The sequence below is a fragment of the Allobosea sp. AAP35 genome, from assembly GCF_001295925.1.
In the GTDB taxonomy this organism is placed as follows: Bacteria; Pseudomonadota; Alphaproteobacteria; order Rhizobiales; family Beijerinckiaceae; genus Allobosea.
Genome location: NZ_LJHQ01000011.1, coordinates 25030 through 41544, shown reverse-complemented (window position 1 = coordinate 41544; position 16515 = coordinate 25030). Strand labels below are relative to the sequence as shown.

General features: G+C 66.9%; 19 protein-coding genes. 7 read left to right on the top strand and 12 right to left on the bottom strand.

What is annotated here, in order from left to right; translation table 11 throughout:
- Positions 1-2: 2 nt before the first annotated feature.
- From IP69_RS05510 to IP69_RS05490, 5 genes are all read right to left on the bottom strand, one after another.
- Positions 3-632 (bottom strand): LysE family translocator, encoded by a 630-nt coding sequence (locus IP69_RS05510; RefSeq protein WP_054141821.1) that lies wholly within the window; start codon positions 630-632, stop codon positions 3-5.
- Complete coding sequence (locus tag IP69_RS05505) at positions 632-955, bottom strand: XdhC family protein (protein WP_054141918.1); 324 nt, start codon at positions 953-955, stop codon at positions 632-634. The genes IP69_RS05510 and IP69_RS05505 overlap by 1 nt, the downstream gene beginning before the upstream one ends.
- 41 nt (positions 956-996) lie before the next feature.
- On the bottom strand, positions 997-2193 hold the full coding sequence (locus IP69_RS05500; protein WP_054141820.1) for a VWA domain-containing protein: 1197 nt from the start codon (positions 2191-2193) through the stop codon (positions 997-999).
- Between the two features lie 207 nt (positions 2194-2400).
- Entirely contained in the window at positions 2401-2778 is a 378-nt protein-coding gene (locus tag IP69_RS05495) for a nuclear transport factor 2 family protein (RefSeq protein ID WP_054141819.1), read from the bottom strand.
- A gap of 81 nt (positions 2779-2859) precedes the next feature.
- Complete coding sequence (locus IP69_RS05490; RefSeq protein WP_197279687.1) at positions 2860-3801, bottom strand: MoxR family ATPase; 942 nt, start codon at positions 3799-3801, stop codon at positions 2860-2862.
- Positions 3802-3894: 93 nt separating this feature from the next.
- Here IP69_RS05490 and IP69_RS05485 point away from each other — a divergent pair, with 93 nt between their 5' ends.
- Positions 3895-4248 carry a nuclear transport factor 2 family protein gene (locus tag IP69_RS05485; RefSeq protein ID WP_054141818.1) on the top strand — a complete coding sequence of 118 codons (354 nt, stop codon included), beginning with the start codon at positions 3895-3897 and terminating at the stop codon, positions 4246-4248.
- Between the two features lie 16 nt (positions 4249-4264).
- Here the strand turns inward: IP69_RS05485 and IP69_RS05480 are convergent, their stop codons facing one another.
- From IP69_RS05480 to IP69_RS22300, 4 genes are all read right to left on the bottom strand, one after another.
- A complete protein-coding gene (locus tag IP69_RS05480; RefSeq protein WP_054141817.1) occupies positions 4265-5068 on the bottom strand; it encodes a xanthine dehydrogenase family protein subunit M in 804 nt (267 codons plus the stop codon).
- A 138-nt stretch (positions 5069-5206) separates the two neighbouring features.
- Entirely contained in the window at positions 5207-7570 is a 2364-nt protein-coding gene (locus tag IP69_RS05475; RefSeq protein ID WP_054141816.1) for a xanthine dehydrogenase family protein molybdopterin-binding subunit, read from the bottom strand.
- An 86-nt stretch (positions 7571-7656) separates the two neighbouring features.
- Positions 7657-8169: a (2Fe-2S)-binding protein gene (locus IP69_RS05470; RefSeq protein WP_054141815.1), complete on the bottom strand. Its 513-nt coding sequence runs from the start codon at positions 8167-8169 to the stop codon at positions 7657-7659.
- A gap of 370 nt (positions 8170-8539) precedes the next feature.
- The gene (locus tag IP69_RS22300; RefSeq protein WP_248306728.1) at positions 8540-9244 is read right to left on the bottom strand and encodes a hypothetical protein; all 705 of its coding nucleotides are present in this window, start codon (positions 9242-9244) and stop codon (positions 8540-8542) included.
- 45 nt (positions 9245-9289) lie between these two features.
- Here IP69_RS22300 and IP69_RS22295 point away from each other — a divergent pair, with 45 nt between their 5' ends.
- The gene (locus IP69_RS22295; protein WP_248306727.1) at positions 9290-9844 is read left to right on the top strand and encodes a methyl-accepting chemotaxis protein; all 555 of its coding nucleotides are present in this window, start codon (positions 9290-9292) and stop codon (positions 9842-9844) included.
- 16 nt (positions 9845-9860) lie between these two features.
- Here IP69_RS22295 and IP69_RS05460 read toward each other — a convergent pair whose 3' ends face one another.
- Positions 9861-10331: a carbon monoxide dehydrogenase subunit G gene (locus IP69_RS05460; protein WP_054141813.1), complete on the bottom strand. Its 471-nt coding sequence runs from the start codon at positions 10329-10331 to the stop codon at positions 9861-9863.
- 168 nt (positions 10332-10499) lie between these two features.
- Here IP69_RS05460 and pcaB point away from each other — a divergent pair, with 168 nt between their 5' ends.
- The 5 genes from pcaB to IP69_RS05435 are packed head-to-tail and all read left to right on the top strand — an operon-like array spanning position 10500 to position 14817.
- The gene (pcaB, locus tag IP69_RS05455) at positions 10500-11906 is read left to right on the top strand and encodes a 3-carboxy-cis,cis-muconate cycloisomerase (protein WP_054141812.1); all 1407 of its coding nucleotides are present in this window, start codon (positions 10500-10502) and stop codon (positions 11904-11906) included.
- Positions 11899-13152: an aconitase X catalytic domain-containing protein gene (locus IP69_RS05450; protein WP_082358994.1), complete on the top strand. Its 1254-nt coding sequence runs from the start codon at positions 11899-11901 to the stop codon at positions 13150-13152. The genes pcaB and IP69_RS05450 overlap by 8 nt, the downstream gene beginning before the upstream one ends.
- Positions 13143-13571 carry a DUF126 domain-containing protein gene (locus IP69_RS05445; RefSeq protein WP_054141811.1) on the top strand — a complete coding sequence of 143 codons (429 nt, stop codon included), beginning with the start codon at positions 13143-13145 and terminating at the stop codon, positions 13569-13571. The genes IP69_RS05450 and IP69_RS05445 overlap by 10 nt, the downstream gene beginning before the upstream one ends.
- 33 nt (positions 13572-13604) lie before the next feature.
- Entirely contained in the window at positions 13605-14384 is a 780-nt protein-coding gene (gene pcaD, locus IP69_RS05440) for a 3-oxoadipate enol-lactonase (RefSeq protein WP_054141810.1), read from the top strand.
- 37 nt (positions 14385-14421) lie between these two features.
- Positions 14422-14817 carry a carboxymuconolactone decarboxylase family protein gene (locus IP69_RS05435; protein WP_054141809.1) on the top strand — a complete coding sequence of 132 codons (396 nt, stop codon included), beginning with the start codon at positions 14422-14424 and terminating at the stop codon, positions 14815-14817.
- Positions 14818-14870: 53 nt separating this feature from the next.
- On the opposite strand, the gene IP69_RS05430 is transcribed toward IP69_RS05435, so the two are convergent.
- Together IP69_RS05430 and IP69_RS05425 are read right to left on the bottom strand one after the other, a co-directional pair.
- Complete coding sequence (locus IP69_RS05430; protein WP_054141915.1) at positions 14871-15392, bottom strand: flavin reductase family protein; 522 nt, start codon at positions 15390-15392, stop codon at positions 14871-14873.
- 159 nt (positions 15393-15551) lie between these two features.
- On the bottom strand, positions 15552-16253 hold the full coding sequence (locus IP69_RS05425) for a GntR family transcriptional regulator (protein ID WP_054141808.1): 702 nt from the start codon (positions 16251-16253) through the stop codon (positions 15552-15554).
- Positions 16254-16515 lie beyond the last annotated feature (262 nt).

Genomic DNA, 16515 nt, shown 5'->3' with positions numbered 1-16515 from the left:
TTTCAGCCCTTGTCCGTTGCCAGCTTGAGGCCCAGCCCGATCATCAGCGAACCGCCGAGCCAGCGCCCGAAGGCAAAACCGGCCTGTGTCTTCTTCATCATCCTGGTCACGACCGAGGCCCCGAGCACCGTGATGAGATCAGCCGAGGAAAAGGCGAAGTTCACGATCTTGCCGAGGATCAGGAACTGCGCCCAGACCGGCAGCGAAGCGGCCGGATCGACGAATTGCGGCAGCATGGCGATGAAGAACAGCGCCACCTTCGGGTTCAGCACCTCGACGATGAAGGAATCGACCAATGCGCGCCTGACCGTCTTGGGCGGCGCGATGGGGGCGTCTGCGGCTGCCAGCCGCGAGCGGATCATGCCGATGCCGAGCCAGACCAGATAGACAGCGCCAGCCAGCTTCACCACGAGATAGAGTTCCGGCACATGCTTGAACACGGCCGAGAGGCCGAAGGCGGCAGCAAAGACATGGATGTAGCAGCCAAGATGGATGCCCAGCATCGCCATGAAGCCGGCCTTGCGGCCATGGGCGATGGTCTGCGCGGCGGTGTAGAGCAGTGCCGGCCCGGGAAAATAGGCGACGACCAGGGTTAGCGTCGCAAAGGCGAGAAGGGTCTCCCAGGAGGCCATCAGGTCACCTTCTCGACATACACCCGGATCCGCCCGCCGCAGGAGAGCCCGACCTTCCAGGCGGTCTCGTCGGCCACGCCGAATTCGAGCGTGCGGCCCTGGCCGTCCGCGATCACATCGACGGCTTCCTCGACCACCGCACCCTCGACGCAGCCGCCCGAGACCGAGCCCTGGAAGTTGCCCTCCCCGTCGATGACGAGATGCGAGCCGACCGGGCGCGGCGCCGAGCCCCAGGTCTCGATCACGGTCGCGAGCGCCACCGAACGGCCGGCCCTGGCCCAGGCTTCGGCGGTGGCGAGGATGTCGGTGTCGGTGGAGATCATGATGCGGACTTTCGCTGCTGCGATGCGCTTGAGATCATGCTTCATCCGGCCTTCTTCAACCACTGGCGCGGATCGCTCTGCCGCCCTGCATGGGGCGACAGCGCCGCGCAAAGATCGGCCATCGCCGCGAGGTTGTGGATCGGGCGGAACGAATCGACATGGGGTAGCATCGTCCGGATGCCGCTGGCGCGCGCCTCGAACTGCTCGAAGCGCAGCAGCGGGTTGAGCCAGACCAGTTGCCGGCAGGAGCGGTGCAGCCGGTCCATCTCGAAGGCGAGTTCGCCATCAAGATGCCGCTCCAGCCCGTCGGTGAAGAGCAGCACGATCGCCCCGCCACCGAGCACGCGCCGCGACCAGACCCGGTTGAAGGTATGCAGCGCCGTCGAGATGCGCGTGCCGCCCTCCCAGTCGGGCGCGGCCCTCCCCGCCAGCGCCAGCGCCTCGTCGGGGTCGCGCGCCCGCAGGGACCGCGTGATGTTGGTCAGCCTGGTGCCGAAGACGAAGGAATGCACCCGCCGCCGCTGTTCGGTGACGGCATGCAGGAAATGCAGGAAGATGCGCGAGTATTCGGCCATCGAGCCGGAAATATCCACCAGCGCCACGATCGGCGGATGAACCTCCGCGCGCTCGCGGAAGGCAAGATCGATCATGCCGCCCCCGCCCCGCAGCGAGCGGCGAAAGGTCCGGCGCGGATCGATCCGCGCGCCGCGATGCGCGGGCTGAAAGCGCCGTGTCGCGACAAGATCGTCCGGCAGCTTCAGCCCGGCGACAAGCTGCTTGGCTCGCGCGATCTCGGCCGCGCTCATCTGGGCGAAGTCGCGCGATTTCAGCATCTCGCGGTCGGAGACGGTCAGTTGCGCCGTCAGTTCGGTGAACTCGACCGGCGCATCCTCGCGCCTTGGCGGCGCGAAGGCCTCGGCCACGCGCGACGCACCGGCCTCCTCCTTCTGAGGGGCAGTGTCGGCACCGGGCGAGGCCGGCGACATCTGCGCCATGATCTTCTCGATCAGATTGCGCCGGCGCCAGAACAGCGCAAAGGCCTGGTCGTAGACGACGCTGTCCTCATGCCGCTTCACGAAGATCGCATGCAGCGCCCAGTAGACATCCTCGCGCTCGCCGAGCGCCCCATCTGTCAGCGCCTCGACCGCCTCGACCACCGCGCCGGGCCCGACGCGCAAGCCGGCGATCCGCAGCGCGCGAGCGAAATAGGCAATGTTTTCCGGGAGCTTGCCGGTCATGGGGGCGAGACCGTGGCGGCGGCCGCACCGCCTCTATCCTTCTCCCAGATGGGAGAAGGTGGCCCGGAGGGCCGGATGAGGGCCTGCCGTCGCAGCAGAAAGTCGCGACGGTTCCGTCTCGCTTCAGCGATCAACGGCCGGCCCTCATCCCTGCCCTTCTCCCACCCGGGAGAAGGGTTCCTCGCGCCTCGCTGGAGAAAGCTTCGCTCACGTCCCCATCTCGGTCATGAACACCTTCTGCACGATCTGCCATTTGCTCTCGACCTTCAGGAAGGAGAGCAGATCGGTGAAATAGCGCGGCGGCATCTGGCATTTCACCTTCACCAGCGCCAGCGTCGGCCCGACCATGTCGATCGTCAGGATGTGGTCGCCGCGCGTCATCCCGGCGGCCTTCGGCGATGGGCGCTCGCGCACGGCCTTGAGCCATTCGTCGCGCGGCACGATCTTGATGGTGCCGTCCTCCTGCGCGGTCGTCAGCGCCGAGGTCGGGTGGAACGCATGCGCCAGCTTGGCGACATCGCCCTCGTAGAGCCCGTTCAGATAAGTCCAGGTCACGGCCTCGATGGCCCTGAGATCGTTGTTCATGGTCGCTCCTCCGGGTGCCTTGTGGGACAATCGTTGTCTAGCCGCACCACCTTACGCGATCCTTGATCTGCCGCAGGCGGCTCAGCCGCGCGCCTCGCTCTTCGCCTGATCCAGCAGCTCCTTCACCTTAGAGCCCTGCATCGCCTGGATGTCGTCCTGATATTTCAGGAGCGCTCCCAGCGTATCCGAGACCAGGGCCGGATCGAGCGCCACCGCGTCGAGCTCGACCAGCGCGGTCGCCCAGTCCAGCGTCTCGGCGACGCCGGGCGCCTTGAACAACTCCTCCTTGCGGATCGCCTGGACGAAACTCACCACCTGTTTCGCCAGCTTCGCCGGGGCGTGCGGCGCTCGCGCCTTAAGGATAGCGAGTTCGCGCGCAGCGTCGGGATAGCCGACCCAGTGGTAGAGGCAGCGCCGCTTCAGCGCGTCATGGATCTCGCGGGTGCGGTTGGAGGTCAGGATCACGATCGGCGGCTGCGCCGCCCTGATCGTGCCGAGCTCGGGGATCGTCACCTGCGAATCCGCCAGGATCTCGAGCAGGAAGGCCTCGAAGGCCTCGTCGGTGCGGTCGAGTTCGTCGATCAGCAGGATCGGCGCCCCGCCCTCCTGCGGCTCCAGCGCCTGCAGCAAGGGCCGCTTGATCAGGTATTTCTCCGAGAAGATGTCGCCTTCCAGTCTCTCACGGTCCAGATTTGCGCGGTCGCCGCTCGCGCCGCCGGCCTCGGCCAGCCGGATCGCCATCATCTGCCCGGCATAGTTCCATTCATAGACGGCCGAGGCGAGGTCGAGCCCTTCATAGCATTGCAGCCGGATCAGCTTTCGCCCCAGCGCAGCCGAGAGAACCTTGGCGATCTCGGTCTTGCCGGTGCCGGCCTCGCCCTCCAGCAGCAGCGGCCGCTTCATCCGCAGCGCCAGGAAGAGCACTGTGGCGAGCGCACGGTCGGCGACATAGCCCTGGCTCTGCAGCAGCGTGAGCGTGGCGTCGATGGAGATTGGCAGGGAAATGTTCCGGCTTTCGCTCATGTCAGATCCTGGCGCGGGCATATGTCATGGCCATGCAATGGCAGCGATATCTCATCGCGCGCCCGAACCCGCACTGACAAGAGGAGACGACCGATGACCGACGCAGAAGCCATTGCCGCCTTTGCCGACATGCTCAAACGCGGCGAACACCAGGAAGCCGCCGAACGCTTCAATGCCACCGACATCGTCAGCATCGAGGCCATGGATGGCCCGATGGCACGGGTCGAAGGCCGCGCCGCCGTCAAGGCCAAGAGCGACTGGTGGTATTCCGCTCACGAAGTCCATGCGGCCGAGGCCTTCGGTCCCTATCGAAACGGCAACCAGTTCGTCATGCGCTTCGCGATCGACGTCACGGTCAAGGAGACCGGCGAGCGCATCCAGATGGACGAAGCCGGTCTCTATACGGTGCGCGACGGGATGATCGTCGAGGAACGGTTCTTCTACTGAACCGCCCTTTCGGCCCTCATTTCCCCGTCGCCTGCGCCACGGCCTGCTTGGTCATCACGCCGATCAGATGGGCGCGATAATCGGCGTCGGCATGCATGTCGGCGTTGATACCCTCAGCGGAGGCTTTCAATCCGTCGAGCGATTTCGGTGCGAAGCGGGCCTTGAGGGCCGCTTCCGCCTCAGGCCAGCGGAAGACGCCGCCCTCGCCTGCGCCGGTCACCGCGACGCGGATGTCGCTGCCGCGCTTTGCGACGAAGACGCCGACCAGCGCATAACGCGAGGCCGGGTTGCGGAACTTGGCGTAGCCCGCCTTCGAGACGACCGGAAACACCACCCTGGTGATAATCTCGCCCTCCTCCAGCGCCGTCTCGTAGAGGCCGGTGAAGAAGGCGTCGGCCTCGATCTTGCGCTGGTTGGTGACGATCGTCGCCCCCAGGGCCAGGCAGGCCGCCGGATAATCGGCCGCCGGGTCGTTGTTGGCGACGGAGCCGCCGATCGTGCCGCGATGGCGCACATGCGGATCGCCGATATGCGAGGCGAGATAGGCCAGCCCCGGAATCGCCTCCTGCACGATCGCCGATTCGGCGACCTCGGCATGGGTCGACATCGCGCCGATGACGACGGTGCGGCCCTTGCGGACGATGCCCTTGAGGTCGCCGCAGGCTCCGAGATCGATCAGCGCGGTGGGCGAGGCCAGGCGCTGCTTCATCGTCGGCAGCAGCGTGTGCCCGCCAGCGAGGATCTTGGCGTCCTCCTTCTTGGCGAGCAGGCCGGCGGCCTGCCGGGCCGAGCCGGGGCGGTGATAGGTGAAGGCGTACATGGGTGTGATCCCTGGTTGAAATCGGTGGATGTCATCCCGGCCGGAGCGAAGCGGAGAGCCGGGATCCATTCCGGAACGGGTCAGGAATGGATCCAGGATCGGCGCGGCTTCGCCGCTTGTCCGGGATGACGCAGGAAACTACTCGGCTGCCATTCTCGTGATGCTCTTCTGCGCCGCGCGCCAGACCGCCTGGGGCGTCGCCGGCATGGCGATGTCCTCATGGCCGAGCGCGTCGGTGATGGCGTTGATGACCGCGGGCGGCGCGGCGATCGCGCCGGCCTCGCCGCAACCCTTGATCCCGAGCGGGTTGGAGGGGCAGGCCGTCACCGTCATGCCGACCTGAAAGGACGGCAGATCGTCGGCGCGCGGCATGCAGTAATCCATGAAGCTCGCGGTCACGAGTTGCCCGTCGCTGTTGTATTTCGCGCCTTCGAGCAGCGCCTGGCCGACGCCTTGCGCGATGCCGCCATGGACCTGGCCCTCGACGATCATCGGGTTGATGACGTTGCCGAAATCATCCACCGCCGCCCAGCGCTCGATCTTGGTCACGCCCGTCTGCGGGTCGATCTCGACCTCGCAGATATGGACGCCGGCTGGGAAGGTGAAGTTGGTCGGGTCGTAGAACGCCCCCTCCTTCAGCCCGGGCTCGAGATCCTGCCCGTTGAACTTGTGGGCGATATAGGCCTGCAGCGCGCAGGACCCGAAATCGAGCTTCCGGTCCGTACCTTTGACGCTGAAATGCCCGTCGGCAAAGTCGATATCGGCTTCATCCGCCTCCAGCACATAGGCCGCGACCTTCTTGCCCTTGGCGATGACCTTGTCGACAGCCCTGAAGATGGCGGACATGCCGACGGCACCCGAGCGGGAGCCATAGGTGCCCATGCCCATCTGCACCTTGTCGGTGTCGCCATGGATGATCGAGACGTTCTCGATCGGGATGCCGAGCTTGTCGGAGACCAACTGAGCGAATGTCGTTTCATGGCCCTGGCCGTGGCTGTGCGAGCCGGTCAAAACCTCGACGGTGCCGACCGGATTGACCCGCACCTCGGCTGATTCCCACAAGCCCACGCCGGCGCCCAGCGATCCGACCGCCGCCGAGGGCGCGATGCCGCAGGCTTCGATATAGGAGGAGAAGCCGATGCCGCGCATCTTGCCGTTGCGGGCGGAGTCGCGCTTGCGCTTGCCGATGCCCTTGTAGTCGATGATCTCCAGCGCCTTCTTCAGCGAGGCGCCGTAATTGCCGGCATCGTACATCATGATCACCGGCGTCTGGTGCGGGAAGCTCTTGATGTAGTTCTGCATCCGGAACTTCGCGGGGTCGCGGCCCAGTTCGCGCGCCGCGACCTCGATCAGCCGCTCGACCACAAAGGTCGCCTCGGGCCGCCCGGCCCCACGATAGGCATCGACGGGTGCGGTGTTGGTGTAGACCGCGTCGACCTCCGCATAGATCGCCGGGATGTTGTAGGAGCCCGACAAAAGCGGCGCGTAGAGATAGGTCGGCACCGAGGAGGAGAAGGTCGAGAGATAGGCGCCGAGATTGGCGGTGGTCTTGACCCGCAAGCCGGTGATCTTGCCGTCTGCGTCGGTGGCGAGTTCGGCGTGGGTGACGTGATCGCGCCCATGCGCGTCGGACAGGAAGGCCTCGGTCCGGTCGGAATTCCACTTCACCGGCCGGCCGACCTTCCTAGCCGCCCAGACGCAGACCGTCTCCTCGGCATAGATGAAGATCTTCGAGCCGAAACCGCCGCCGACATCCGGTGCCACCACCCGGAGCTTGTTCTCCGGGGCGATGCCGATGAAGGCCGAGAGCACGAGCCGGGCCACATGCGGGTTCTGGCTCGTGGTGTAGAGCGTGAAGATGCCCTCGCCGTCATCATAGTCGCCCACCGCCGCCCGCGGCTCCATCGGGTTGGGCACGAGGCGGTTATTGACGATGTCGAGCTTCGTGACGTGCTTGGCGGCCTTGAAGGCGGCCTCCGTCTCATCCTTGTTGCCGAGATGCCAGTTGAACACGGTGTTGTCGGGCGCTTCCGAATGGACGACCGTCCTGGCTCCCGCCGCGCTGGCCGTATCGACCACCGCCGGCAGCACGCCGTAATCTACGATGATCGCCTCCGACGCATCGCGCGCCTGCGCCAGCGTCTCGGCAACGATCACGCAGACATGGTCCCCGACATAGCGGACCTTGCCCTGCGCCAGCGCCGGATGGGGCCCTGCCCGCATCGGCGAGCCGTCCTTGTTGTGGATCATCCAGCCGCAGATCAGCCCACCGACCTTGTCGGCGGCGAGATCGTCGCCCGTGAAAATGCCGAGCACGCCGGGCATGCCCGCGGCCGCCTCGAAATCGATTGCGTTGATCGTGGCGTGCGCGTGCGGGGAACGCAGGAAATAGGCATGGGCCTGGCCGGGCCGGTTGATGTCGTCGGTGTAACGGCCCTGGCCGGTGATGAAGCGGTGATCTTCCTTGCGCCGCACCGAGGCGCCGATTCCGGTTGCCGACATGGTGTTTCCCTCCTCAGCGCGCCTCTGACGGGCACGTCATGATCTCAAGGCAAAGGCCCGCGCGGGATAGCGCGGGCTGCGATATCTCACTCGGCGGCCTGGCGCGGCGGCTCCTTCTGATCCATCGATTGCCCGCCCATCGCCTCGGCGCCTGCGGCCACCGCCTTGACGATGTTGTGGTAGCCCGTGCAGCGGCAGATATTGCCGTCGAGGTCCTCGCGGATCACCTTCTCATCGAGGTCATTGCCGCGGCGGTTCACGATATCGACGGCGGACATGATCATGCCGGGCGTGCAGAAGCCGCATTGCAGCCCGTGATGCTCGCGGAAGGCCTCCTGCATCGGGTGCAGCATGCCGTTCACGGCCAGCCCCTCGATCGTCGTCACGGAGGCACCCTCGAGCGAGACGGCCAGCACCGTGCAGGCCTTGACCGCCTTGCCGTCGACATGGACGACGCAGGCCCCGCACTGGCTGGTGTCGCAACCGACATGGGTTCCGGTGAGCCGCAGATCATCGCGCAGGAACTGCACCAGCAGCGTGCGCGGATCGATCGACCCGGTGACGGCCTTGCCATTCACCGACATGGATACGGTCGCCATCGTCGTCCTCCTTGATCCGGGTCTCGAGCCCGGTTCGTGACATGATCTTGTCGCCGCGGCGGACGGTGCCCGCCCCCAGACGCAGCGTGCCTCTCCTTGGAAAAGCTTTAAACCGAATGTGGACCCGCGTTTTTGCCCGGTCAAGCCGGAGGTGGTCTTGGACGAGTGAGGCTTTGATGCCGAATTTTGATGGTTTTCCGAACGCTGCCTGCGAGAAGCCGGCCTTCGCACACCGCACGGTCGCAGACCGTCCGCATTACGCGTTTTTTAACGGTGCCCGCGCTAGGGTTGTAGCCCCGAACTGAGGAAATTCACGGTGCGCCCCGCCCCCTCCCTCTCCACCTCCGACGAGATGCACCGGCGCCTGCGCTCAATCGGATATGGACAGCGCGAGCGCGCCCGCCTGGCCGGGTATGCAAAAGCTGTAAACGGTCTGATCGATGCCATCGTCGAGGCGGATTTCGCGCGCGCGGTGGCGATCCAGCCGGACCTTGCGGAGACCATCAGCGCCCTTGGCAAGGAGCTTTGCGATCTCGAAAAGCGCCATTTTCGTCTGCTGTTTGAAGGAGCGTTCGACGACGGCTATGTCGCATCGGCCGAAGCCTTGTGTCGCCTCGAGCTTCAGGCGGGCATCGGCCCCAAGCCGCGCATCTCGATCGCCCTCGCGCTGATGCAGCAACTGGGACAACGGTTCTGGTTGCGCCGACTGCTCCATCCGAGGCACTTCGCCGCCGAAATCTTCCTCGTGGAGCGTGTGCTGGCTTTCGATGCCACGACGGCCGTCACCATCGGTTACCAGATCCGCGCGGCGGAGGCTCAGCGCCGTGCGGCCGCGCTGGATGAAACCGCCGAAACGCTGAAGTCGCGCATCGGCGGTCTCGACCACAGCATCAGCGCCGCGGTCGAGCAGTTCGTGGCGACCGCGGAGGAGACCGGCAAAGCCACCGGCTTCATCAAGGACGTGCTCCGCGAGGTGGCCAGCGCGTCGAGACTGGTGCGTGAGAAATCGGTCCAGACAGCCGCCGCCACCGAGGAAATGTCGGCCAACATCGCGGAAATCGGCCAGCGCGCCCATACCAGCCTTGTCATTGCGAACCGGGCCGTCGGAGATGCCGGACAGATGAATCAGGCTGTCTCGCGGCTGCGCGATGTGACGGCCAGCATCGGCGCCGTCGTCGGCATGATCGCCGACATCGCCGCGCAGACCAATCTGCTGGCGCTGAACGCCACCATCGAAGCTGCGCGCGCCGGCGAAGCCGGGCGCGGCTTCGCCGTGGTCGCCTCCGAGGTGAAGTCCCTTGCGACGCAGACCGCCAGCGCCACGAGCGACATCGCCAGCCAGATCGCCGAACTGACCCTCAGCGCCGAGGCCTGCACCGCGCATGCGGGCTCGATTGCGGCGACAATCGGTGAGATCCGGCTCGATTCGCAGGCGATTTCCGAATCGGTCTCGCAGCAGAGCGCCGTGACGGCGGCGATCGCCCAGGATGCCGCAGCCGTGGCGCAAAGCTCCGATACCGCGATCGAGCGGGCCAATGCCGTCAGCCGCAGCCTCGATGCCACGGCGTCTGCCCTCGAACGCGCCAACGCCGCAGCCGCCGATATCGCAAAGCAGGTGGGGGCCGCCGAGGCGACGGTGGGCACGGCGCTGGAAGCCCTGCGAAAAGCCTCCTAACGAAAGCCACAACCGCTCAGGCAGCCGGGGCCACCTCGCCTTCGCTGACCGCCTTGGCGAAATTGGCGAAGAACTCGTCGGCGAGCTTCTTCGAGACCGAGTCGATCAATCGCGAGCCGAGCTGCATCAGCTTGCCACCGACCTGCGCCTCGACATCGTAGCGCAGCACGGTCTGGCCGTCCTTGGCGTCGCTCAGCGCGACCTTCGCGCCGCCCTTGGCAAAGCCGGCGATGCCGCCCTCGCCTTCGCCCTGGATGCGATAGCCGTTGGGCGGATCAAGATCGACGAGCTCGACCTTGCCCTTGAAGCTCGCCTTCACCGGCCCGAGCTTGACCTTCACCACGGCCGAGAAATGCGTGTCGTCATCCTTGTTGAGCTGCTCGCAGCCGGGAATGCAGGCCTTCAGCACCTCGGGATCGTTGAGCTTGGCCCAGACCACGTCTTTCGTTGCGGGCAACGTGACCTCGCCATTCATCGTCATCGCCATGGCGTTCTCCTGATATCCGTACCGCGACCCTCCGGCTCCAGTTGCAGCCGGCCCCGCCCCGGGTCTATCCAAGGCTGTCGCGCCTATCCATGAGCGGAAAGCGCCGATCGGCACAAGAGGATCAAGCGTGACGACCTATCCCAGCCGCTGCATGGCGCACGCCTCCCGATGACAGCCAGCGCTTCAGGCCTGTTCGGCGAGCTCTTCGTCGATCGCGAGATGGCTTCGGCGATGGGCGACAGCACGCTCCTTCACGGCATGCTCGGTTTCGAGGCGATGCTGGCGAGCGCGCTGGAAGCCGAGGGCGTCGCGCCGAAGGGCATGGCTGATGTCGTCGCCCGGCAATGTGACCCCGATCTCTACGACATCGCCGAGATAGGGCGGGCCACGACGCTGGCCGGCAATCCCGCGATCCCGCTGGTGAAGGCGCTGACCGCGCGCGTCGCGGCGGTATCCCCCGAGCAGGCCAAATGGGTTCATTACGGCGCCACCAGCCAGGACGTGATCGATTCCGGCCATGTCCATGTCCTCGGCTGCGGGCTGAAGCTGATCGATCTCCGCCTCGGCCGGTTGGCCGACGCCATGCGCTCGCTGGTCGATACGCACCGCGCGACGCCGATGATCGGCCGGACCTTCCTGCAGCAGGCGGTCCCGATCACCTTCGGCGTCAAGGCAGCGCTATGGCTCGACCCGTTGCTGGAGAGCCGGCACGTCCTGCACGACATCCTGGCTGCGTCAGTCGTCCAGTTTGCTGGAGCCGCCGGCACCCTGGCCGCACTCGGCGACGAGGGCGATCGCGTTCAGGCGCGGTTCGTGGAACTGACGCAAGGAGCAAAGCCCTCCGCCATCCCCTGGCATGCGCAACGTCATCGGATCGTGCGCCTCGCAGCCGAACTAGGCATCCTCACCGGCAATCTCGGCAAGATCGCCCGCGACGTCGGCTTGATGGCCCAGACCGAGATCGGCGAAGTCGCCGAGCCGGAGGCGCCCGGCAAGGGCGGGTCCTCCGCCATGCCGCACAAGCGCAATCCGGTGCTCTGCACGCTGATCCTCGCGGGCGCCCAGCGCGCCCCCGGCCTCGTCGCCACCATGTTGTCTGCGCTGCCCCATGAACATGAGCGCGCGCTCGGCGGCTGGCATGCGGAATGGCCGACGCTGCCCGAGTTGTTTTGCATCGCCGGGTCGGCGCTGGCGCAGACGATCACCCTGATCGAGGGCTTGCAGGTCTTCCCCGAGCGCATGCGCGCCAATATCGATCTGACCCATGGGCTCGTCATGTCGGAACGCATCTCGCTCGCGCTGGCGACGGCGCTGGGCAAGACAGAGGCGCATCACTTCCTGGAAGAGGCGAGCCGGGCCTGCGTCGCGCAGCAGCGGCATCTGCGCGAGGTGCTGGCCGAGATGCCCGCCGTGACCGCGCATCTCGATGCGGATGCACTGGCGGACCTGTTCGATCCCACCACCTATCGCGGCGCGTCCGACGCCATCATCGACCGTGTTCTGGCGCGATACGAGCAAGCCTACGGGTCCCGCCAGGCGGCACCGGCAGGCGAAGACAGGACTGCCGATGCTTGAGCTGACCCCGGAGCAGCGCATCATCGCCGCAGGCACGGACGGTGCCGCAATGGCGCTGCGCATCGTCGCCGAGGCGGCCCGTCTGATGGGCGCGCTGCGGCTCATCCCCGTCGCCTCGGCCCATATCGACGGGGCGCTCTATCACGGCGATTCCGGCACGCTCTTCGCCGAAAAACTGGTCGCGGGCGGCGCCCGCGTCGCCATCCGGTCGACGCTGAATGTCGGCGCGCTCAGCCCCGCCGGCTGCGCCGCGATCCGCTTAGCCGCGCATGAGCGCGACATGGCAGCCCGGATGATGCGCGCCTATGAGGCGATGGGCTGCGAGCCCTCCTGGACCTGCGCGCCCTATCAGGCCGGGCATCGGCCGGCGCAGGGCACGGATGTCGCCTGGGGCGAATCCAATGCGGTTGTGTTCTGCAATTCGGTGCTGGGCGCCCGCACCAACCGCTATGGCGATTTCCTCGACATCGCCTGCGCGGTCAGTGGCCTCGCCCCCGATTACGGCCTTCACCGCCCCGAAAACCGCATCGCGACGCTGCTGATCGACGCGCGCGGCCTGAGCCACGCCTTGCGCGCCTCGGATGTGTTCTACCCTGTGCTGGGCACGCTGCTGGGCCGCGCGGCCGGCTCCGCTATCGCCGTCATCGAAGGCCTCGAAGGCTGCACCACGGAAGACCGGTTGAAGGCGCTGGGCGCCGCGTCCGCCTCGGCGGGCGGCGTCGGCCTGTTCCATGTCGCGGGCGTGACGCCGGAAGCGCCTGATGCGGCGACCGCGCTCGGCGGCATCCCTCCGCGCGAAACGCTAGTCCTGACGCCTGAGATCATGCGGCAGGCGCTCGCCGGACTCTCGACGGCTGGCGACACCGACCGGATCGACGCGGTCGCGATCGGCTCGCCGCATCTTTCGCTCGCCGAGATCGACGAGGTCGAACGGCGGCTGGCCGGGCGCAAGCTGACGATCCCACTTTACGCCAACACCGGCCGCCATGTGCTGCGCCCGCTGGAAGCGCAGGGGCGACGCGCCGCGCTCGAGCAGGCCGGGGTGATCTTCGTCGTCGACACCTGTGTCGTGGTCACGCCGATCCTGCCCGAGATCGACGGCGCCGTGCTGATGACCAATTCCGGCAAATTCGCGCATTACGCCCCGGGAACCACCGGCTACGCCGTGACCTATGGGTCGCTCTCGGAATGCGTCGAGAGCGCAGTCGCCGGCCGGCTCTTCAGGGAGGACCAGTCATGGTCGTGAACCCAGGGACGGCCCTCAAGACCGAGGTCCTGATCCCGGGCTCGACAGCCGCCGGCCATTGCCTGGCGCTGACCGCCCCGATCAGCTTCTGGGGCGGGGTCGATCCGCGCACCGGCCTGATCATCGATGCGCGCCATCCGCAGCTCGGCGAGAACATCGCCGGCACCGTGCTGGCGTTGCCGGGCACGATCGGCTCGTCATCCGCCTCCGCCGTGCTGCTCGAACTGGTCCATGCCGGCAGGGCGCCCGCCGCCCTGCTGATGGACGCCCCCGATGCCATCCTGCTGCTCGGGCTGGTCGTGGCGCGCGAGATGGGCTGGCCGACGCCCCCGGCCTTCCGCCTCGCCGCGGCCGACCAGGCTCAGCTTGCCGGCCATCGGCTCGCTGTGGCCGACGACGGCACCATCACGGTTCAATAGACGCCGCTCACCAAACCAGGGACACCACCGCCGATGCCGATCGAAACCATTGCCGGCGAGCCGTTCAACATCCGCTTCGACGGGCCCACCGAGGCGCCCGTGCTGATGCTGTCGAACTCGCTCGGCACCAATCTCTCGATGTGGGACCCGCAGATCCCCGAATGGTCGCGGCATTTCCGCGTCCTGCGCTATGATTCGCGCGGCCACGGCCTCTCGGTCGCCACCGACAAGGCCTTTGCGATCGACACGCTCGGCCGCGACGCCCTCGCCATCCTCGACCATTTCGGGATCGAGAACGCGCATTGGTGCGGCGTCTCCAAGGGCGGCATGGTCGGGCAATGGCTTGCGACCCATGCACGCGAGCGGATGGGCCGCCTCGTGCTCGCCAACACCGCCGCCCATATGGGCCCGGCCTCGCTCTGGGACGGGCGGATCGAAACCGCGCGCAGCCAGGGCATGGACGCCCTGGTCAAAGGCGTGCTCGAACGCTGGTTCAGCCCGCGCTTCCGCGAGGCCGAGCCCACAACCGTCGCACGTGTCGGCTCGATGCTGACCACCACCCCCGCGATCGGCTACGCCACCTGCTGCGCCGCCATTCGCGACATGGACCAGCGCGAGGCGATCCGCAGCGTGACCAATCCGGTTCTGGTGATCATCGGCACGGTGGATCCCGCGACGCCACCGGCTGCTGGCCATCTGATCGCGCAGGCCATCCCCGGCTCCCGCACGGTCGAACTCGAAGCCGCGCATCTGTCCAATCTCGAACAGCCGGAGGCGTTCACGAACGCCGTGCAGGATTTCCTCGCGGGCTGACGCCCTTTCGCGAACCCAGCCTGAAGGAGAGCCCACCATGGACGACACGACACGCTATGCCGATGGCATGACCACCCGCCGCGCTGTGCTCGGCGGGGCTTACGTCGACAAGGCCAGTTCCGGCCTGACCGATTTCAACACCGAATGGCAGGAATTCATCACCTGCACCGCCTGGAACGACATCTGGAACCGGCCGGGGCTGGTGCGCCGCGAACGCTCGATCATCGTGCTGTCGGTCGCAGCCTCGCTCGGCGCCTGGGGCGAATTCCGCATCCATGTTCGGGGTGCGGTGAATAACGGCCTGAGCCGCGACGAGATCAAGGAGGTGCTGATGCAGGTCGCAGTCTATGCCGGCGTGCCCGCCGCCAACCACGCCTTCAAGGAAGCCGCCAGCGTCTTCGCCGAGATCGAGGCGGAGGCCGCCAAGGGCTGAGCGGCGCGAAGCTATCCAGGAAGCGCCGGCCACCCCGTCATTGCGACCGCAGCCTACACTGCCTCGAAGCGCCTTTGCCGGTAGATCAGCCCCGTCGGCTGCGCCGCGCCCGGCGCGCCGCCGAGCCCGACGACCTCGCCGATCAGGATGCGGTGGGTCGCGACGTCATGGGCGGCCACCAGCCGGCAGTCGAAGGCCGCGATCGCGGAAGACAGCACCGGCGCCCCAGTCGAGAGGCTGGACCAGTAGCATGTCGCGAAACGCGCCTCGCCCTCGATGCCGCGACGGCTGGCGAAGATTTCGGCCAGATCGAGGTCGTCGCCCGCAAGCGTGTTGATGCAGAATATGCCGCTCGCCTCGATCACCGCCAGCGTGCGGCTCTGCCTGGCGACGCAGACCAGCACGGTTGGAGGCGTATCGGACACGGAAGCGACGGCATTCGCCGTCAAGCCCGCCCGCCCCTGCGGTCCCAGCGTGGTGACGACATGCACCGCGCTGGCGACACGCGACATAGCATCGCGAAACGGCGCAGCCTCGGGCACGGCCCGAGCGACGGGAAAAACGGGTTCTGTCATCGAAATCCGGCTGGCCGACACGGGCGGGTTCTGGCGTTCATGTAGGGGCGTTTGCCCCGAAAAGCCAGTTCGTCCGTGCTGCGACCTCGCGGCGCGGCCTCCATCACGGCTGGTCTGATCGACGACCGACGCATCGCGCTGACATTCGCCTCATTACGCTCACTCGCGCTCCAGCGTCGCCAGCAACCCGCTGCGCAGATGCGCCATCAGGGCGTCGCTTGCCGCCATCGCAGCCGCCGGATCGGTCGTTGCGACCGCCTGCGCAAAAGCGACGTGATGGCTGGCCGCCGGCAGCAGATCGTCCTGCCGCTCGAAATGGTACCAGGCACGCCGGATCAGGGCCTGCAACGGTTCGACCGCCCGGGTCGCGTAGGGACTGCGGGCGGCCGCCGCCACCACGGCATCGAGTTCCTTATCGAGCCGCATATAGGCGTTGGCATCGCCACCCTGTGCGGCCGCACGCATCGCGCGGGCCGTCTCGACGATCGCAATCCGCTCGCCCGGGCTGGCCCGCCTGGCCGCATCGCCGGCGATCAGGCGCTCCAGCACCTCGCGCGCGTCGAGCGCCGCCATGATGTCGATGGCGTTGATGCCGGCCACCGCCACGCCCTTGCGCGGCAGGACTTCGACCAGCCCCTGCTGTGCCAGCCGAATCAGCGCCTCGCGCACGGGGGTGCGGCCGACGCCGACCATGTCGATCATCTGCGCTTCGGTCAGCACCGCGCCGGGTCGCAGCGACAGCGTCACGATCGCCTCTTCCAGCCGACGATAGGCGATCTCGGTCAGGCTCAGTGCGCCCTGTGACGGAGACGGGCCGTTGTCGTCAAAGGCCTCGACGGCGATGGCGGCGCGCATGGTCATGCGTCAGCGGCCGACCCGCCCGAACCGGCTGGTACAGAGGCTTGGATTGACGTCGCAAAAGCCATTGATATATCAATCCTGTCCTGTCGCGCGCAGGCTCGGTCTATCAATCTGCAAGCCTGGTCAATCTGCAAGCCAAACGGGTCCGCGCGCAAGACGCATTCCACCATGGCGGCACCTGCGGGACCGGCAGCGCGTGCGGCCTCGACCTCATGGCCCCGCTGTTGCAGAGATGACGGGCTGGAAGGTGCCGGCCTGGCCC